At 23.3% G+C, this 5,329-nt stretch carries 5 protein-coding genes; all 5 read left to right on the plus strand.

The annotated features are described in order from the left end of the window. Positions 1-80: 80 nt before the first annotated feature. The 5 genes from BUA62_RS11060 (at position 81) to BUA62_RS11080 (ending at position 5,173) form a co-directional block, all read left to right on the plus strand. On the plus strand, positions 81-941 hold the full coding sequence (locus BUA62_RS11060; RefSeq protein ID WP_072866094.1) for a radical SAM/SPASM domain-containing protein: 861 nt from the start codon (positions 81-83) through the stop codon (positions 939-941). A 40-nt stretch (positions 942-981) separates the two neighbouring features. Next, positions 982-1,182 carry a hypothetical protein gene (locus tag BUA62_RS11065; RefSeq protein ID WP_072866095.1) on the plus strand — a complete coding sequence of 67 codons (201 nt, stop codon included), beginning with the start codon at positions 982-984 and terminating at the stop codon, positions 1,180-1,182. A gap of 54 nt (positions 1,183-1,236) precedes the next feature. Then, positions 1,237-3,780 (plus strand): WD40 repeat domain-containing protein, encoded by a 2,544-nt coding sequence (locus BUA62_RS11070; protein ID WP_143148389.1) that lies wholly within the window; start codon positions 1,237-1,239, stop codon positions 3,778-3,780. A gap of 67 nt (positions 3,781-3,847) precedes the next feature. Next, positions 3,848-4,339: a hypothetical protein gene (locus BUA62_RS11075; RefSeq protein WP_143148390.1), complete on the plus strand. Its 492-nt coding sequence runs from the start codon at positions 3,848-3,850 to the stop codon at positions 4,337-4,339. A 21-nt stretch (positions 4,340-4,360) separates the two neighbouring features. Next, positions 4,361-5,173 carry an ABC transporter permease gene (locus tag BUA62_RS11080; protein WP_072866098.1) on the plus strand — a complete coding sequence of 271 codons (813 nt, stop codon included), beginning with the start codon at positions 4,361-4,363 and terminating at the stop codon, positions 5,171-5,173. The last annotated feature ends 156 nt before the right edge of the window (positions 5,174-5,329 follow it).

Consider the following 5,329-nt stretch of genomic DNA (forward strand, 5'->3'; position numbering starts at 1 on the left):
TGAAACATTAAAAAATAAAATTCTGTTGATTGAACATAATTAAACTAATCTAAGCATAATCACAGTTTATTCAAGTAACTTTGGAAAGAGCCAAAAAAATTGTTGAATATATAGAAAAAAATTTTGATCAAAAACCTGCTTACAATATAACAACAAATGGAACATTATTAAATGAAGAAATAGCCAGATTTATGAAAAAATATGATTTTAAAGTAATGATAAGTATTGATGGAGATGAAAGAGAACATAATTTGTTAAGACCTCTAAAAAATAAAGAGGATTCTTTTAAAAAAACTATAGAAGGAATAAAATTGCTGGAAAAGTATGAGATTCCATATATTACAAGGATGACAGTAACAAAATTTAATCAGGATTTTGATAATTTCTGGATTAAATATAATTTCAAAAATATTGTTCGTGCATTTGTAGCTCCAGAAGATTATACATTATTACCAGATTTAAGAGAATACAATAAAAAAATAGAATCATATATTTCCGGAGAAGACAAAACAATTTCTGGAATAATATTATCTTCAATAAATGTTAGAAAAAATAGAATAAAAAACAAAAATCAATTAGTGATAAACTGTTTTGGTGGTGTAAGAGAAGTTTCGCTCTCTGCTGATGGAAATTTGTATATGTGTCATCGTGCAACAGGAAATGAAAAATATTATATAGGTAATATATTTAAAAATACACATAATGAAATAATAAAATCAGCATATAAACTGTTCAATAAAATAATGGTAGGTATTGAAAGTGAAAAATGCAATAAATGCTGGGCAAGAAATTTGTGTGGAGGCGGTTGCCATTTAAAAAATGATCTTCAAAAAACTTATCCAGAAGAAATTCAAAATTATTTTTGTGATCTTATAAAATTGGAATATGAATGGGCAATGGTATTGTTATCTAAGGAAATAATCAATAAAGTTACTGTTTGAAGCAACTTTATTGTAATAATCATGATGAGGGGGTATGTAGATGGCATTTAAAATCATAAGTTTGAATGAACCAGGTGTTTTATCTGATTCATCTGAATTAACACCATGCGAAAGTGATCCAGGGGCTGGAGATGGTGGAATGCTTTGTTTATTTACATGTGCTCCAGGTAGTTGGGATAGAGTTGAAGAAACAGAAAATCCTGGTGGAGATATATACGTCCCAGTAAGCGGGGATTGCTAAAAATAGTCTTTGAAATTAAACTCAATCTACACACCTGCATTTATTGATGTAGGTGTGTCAAATATTGAAAAAGGAAAAGATATTTTTATGATAAAAAAGATTATATTATTATTAATTTTTATTTTTTCTATAACTGTAAGTTTTTGCATTGAACTAGATGAAAAAAAAGTGAATTCGGCATATAAATATGCCAGCAAAAATTATGCGAAATTCAATACTAAAAATCTGGAATTGTACTTTGAGAAAAACGCTAATTTTGCTCCTTATATTATTGAAATCGCATCATATTACCAGAAAGAAATAGAAAATTTAATAAGAACTTTTAAATCAACAATGACTAATAAAAAAATTCAAGTAATTTTATTTGAAACAAGAAAAGAAGTAATAGGTTTATCTGATTATCAGACTGGTGGATTCTGGAATAATAAGGTAATTTTTGCAATGCCGGTTAATCTAAAACATGAAATAGTACATGCTATTGATTCGTATATTTTTAAAGGAGAAATTTCCTTTTTTAAAGAAGGTCTTGCAAATTGGTTCAAATATATTAATGATGATCTTGATTTGGGTTCAAAATATCACTTTTATGCTAAATATATGATTAAATATTCTTTAGAATATAGAAATCTGAATTATGATGAGTTATATAAAAAAATATTTTTAAATTGGAAAAATGGATATACATTTGGAGCATCATTTATAGGTTTTTTTATTAAAAATTATGGAATAGATAGATTTAAAGAATTTTATATAAACATACAAAAATGGAATAAAAAACAATTAAAAGATAATATAATGCCATATATGATTAGATGGATACAATGGCTAGAATCTGAAAATAATAATTTTAATTACATAGAGGATTTTTTTACATATTATAACGAAAAAAATAATACAAATGTAAATTTAAAAAAATTTATAAAAATAAAAAATATATATTGGAATAATTTTTATATTGTTTCAAATAATAAAATGGTATTAAATAAAAATATAAATGGGAACATATATTCATATACGACAATATATAATTTGAAGGAGAAAAAATTAAAATTATTTAAAGGGAATTTTATGACAATTTCGAAAAATTATTTATTAACAGCAAATGGGATGGTAAGTTTAAATTTATATAATTTACAAAAAAAATCAGAATTGTTTAAATTTGATAATAAACTGAGGAATATAAATATTGGTTTTATTTCTGAAAGTAGAAATAAATTGCTATTAACATCGGGAAAAGAAATAAAAGAATATAGTCTTGAAAGCGGGAAATATATAAAAACTATAAATTATGACAAATACATATCTACAATAAATGAAACAGATGGAAAAATAATACTAGGAACAACAGATGGAAATATAATACTAGAAAATAAAATCGCAAAAATATCCAATGATCCTATAAGAAAAATATTGGGAACAAATAATTATATAATAATCTTATCAGGAATTGATAAAGTAAGCATACTAAACAAAAAAACATTAAAAGTAATAAAGAATTTTAGTGACAATGAATATATATATGACATATCAACAAACAAAAAAATACATGCATTATATATATTATATGGGAAAGGAAAACTTCGAAAAATAAATTTAAAAGATTTCAAAATCGAATATGAAAAAGATGCAGGATTTAATCCTGCAAAAAATAAAGTAATATTGACAGATAAATATTTCATAAAAAGCGATGAAGATTATATAAATTTCTATCTTTTAGAAGATAATGCGAAGATTCAAGAAAAAAATATTGTATATAAACATATGAAATTAGAAAAATACAAAAACTACGATGAAAATATAAAATATTACGATATTCAAAATGGATATGAAATAATAGAAAATGAATATGCAGAACTAACAATAAAAAAAGAAGGACAAATAATTTTTAAAAAAGAGCTAGATGATTATTTATCGAAAATAAAAATAATAAAAGATAAACTGTTTATATCATGTGAAAATGGAATTATAGAATTATATAATTTAAAAACAGGAAAAATATTATATAAAGATAAAAAAATACAAAAAACAGCAGAATTTGATGGAGAGTATATATATTATGGAAACAGAAAATACGAAATAGTAAAATATGATTATAAGAATAAAAAAGAAGTTATGAAATTCAAAGGACATTTTGGATTAATACAAGAAATAAATCTTTCTTATGATAACAAATATATAATATCCTATTATGGATTAAGTGGAAGTATTAATTCAAAACCAGGAAATAGGATTTTAATACACGACTGGCAAAAAGATTCATATATAAAATCAATAACAATATTAAACCCAATAAAAAAAGTTATACCGATAAAAGATACATATAAAATACTAGTAGAAGATATAAAATCAAATATATTTATATACAATATATTTACAGGTGATTTAGAAAATATAATCATGCATCCATTTAAAGAAGTTAAAGCAATAGATATAAATAAAGATGAATTAGTAATAACAGATGGAAACAGAGTAATAATATATAAATTAAAAGAAGGAAAAATAATAAAATCATTTATTATAGAACATATAATAAACAACATAAAATATATAGAAGAAAACAAAATAGTAATTACAAGTGACAATATGATTTTTAAATAGAGTAATGAAGTTTTAATGTATTTAAAAAGTAAAAAATCAATTTAACCGGAGGTGTTATGTCGTGGTGGTGAAAAAATATTCTATAATAGCATTAGTAATAATATTAATAATTTTAATATCAAGCATGGGGTTCTCTCTAAAATTTAAAATTAATGAATACAAAGAAATAAATGAAATTATAAATAAAAAAAAGTTTTTCCACCATACTCTGGATAAAAGTTTTTTCAAAAAAAACACTTATGAAGAAAGATTAAAAAATATTATGCTAGTAGAAATCAAGAAATATGAAAGTGATAAAAATAGTGTAAATTTAGAATATTATGAGTTTTTAGATAATAAAACAGCAAAAGATTTTTTTAAAAAAATACAAAACGAATTAGAAGAAAAAAATTTTATGAAAATAAAAACAAATGTTTCGATAATGATAATCGATTATTATTTTGTATCCCAAAAACATAATGGATATTATTTCAATGTTTATAAAAATAAAAATAAAGTTATTATTGTATATGGTAAAAAAAAGGAATATGTCGATGAAATATCAGAAATATTATTATAAATGCATATACCAGGTGAAACCATGAAAAGAATAAAAAAATTCATATATTTTCTGTTAAGGGATATATTAATATGGAAAAGCTATAAAACCCAGGCAGTGCTGGGGATACTCAGTGGATTCTTAGGATTATTACAATTTGGATTCATGGGGAGGTTCATAGCTCAGGGGAATTACTTTCCAATGATAGAACAGTATGGTGGAAACATCTTAGCGTATTTCATATCAGGAAGCGTATTCATGAGTTATACAACACTGTCCCTAACAACATTTAAAAATGTAATAAGGCAGGAGCAGGTAATGGGAACAATAGAATACCTGCTTCTGTCAGAAACGCCATTATGGGAAGTATTTATATACACAATATTTTCAAGATTAATATTTACAATAATAAACACAGGAATAGTGTTTATATTTTTAATATATACATTTGATGTAGAAATAAAAATGAACATAATATCATCAATAATATTATTGGTAATAACAATGATAAGTTTAAGTGGAATAGGAATATTAAGTGCTGGATTTATAATGCTAACTAAAAAAGGAGATCCAATAAGCTGGGTATATTCATTTTTAAGCGGAATGTTCTCTGGAATATACTATCCAATAGAAATATTACCAAAATGGTTAAGAGGAATATCATATATTTTACCAACAACATATGCAATGGATGGATTAAGAAAAACATTAATAAAAGGATATAGTTTATATGAAATAAAAGAAGATATAATAATTCTGATAATAATGACAGCAATAATATTACCAATAGGAATATATTGGTTTAAAAATAGTTTTGACAAAGCAAGAAAATATGGAACAATTTCACAATATTAAAAGCAGAAAAGGAAATGATAAAATGGAAAATATAATAGAAATAACAAATTTGACAAAAATATATAAAAACAAAATAAAAGCACTGGAAAATATAAATCTTACAATAAACAAAGGAGAAAAAATAACAATATTTGGACCAAATGGAGCAGGAAAAAC

This window comes from Marinitoga hydrogenitolerans DSM 16785, from assembly GCF_900129175.1.
In the GTDB taxonomy this organism is placed as follows: Bacteria; Thermotogota; Thermotogae; order Petrotogales; family Petrotogaceae; genus Marinitoga; species Marinitoga hydrogenitolerans.